1 rRNA gene is annotated in these 221 nt (G+C 52.0%); it reads left to right on the top strand.

The annotated features are described in order from the left end of the window. Positions 1–22: 22 nt before the first annotated feature. Positions 23–221, top strand: a 16S ribosomal RNA gene (locus tag WFO70_RS22595); the annotation flags it as partial.

Here is a 221-nt window from a genome sequence, read left to right as displayed (position 1 = left end):
TTAATTCACGAGCATCAAACTTAAATTGAAGAGTTTGATCATGGCTCAGATTGAACGCTGGCGGCAGGCCTAACACATGCAAGTCGAGCGGTAGCACAGGGAGCTTGCTCCCGGGTGACGAGCGGCGGACGGGTGAGTAATGTCTGGGAAACTGCCTGATGGAGGGGGATAACTACTGGAAACGGTAGCTAATACCGCATAACGTCGCAAGACCAAAGAGG

It is taken from the genome of Leclercia sp. AS011 (assembly GCF_037152535.1).
GTDB lineage: Bacteria > Pseudomonadota > Gammaproteobacteria > Enterobacterales > Enterobacteriaceae > Enterobacter.
The sequence above is the reverse complement of the archived record's forward strand: the minus strand, read 5'-3'. Positions and strand labels throughout refer to the sequence as shown.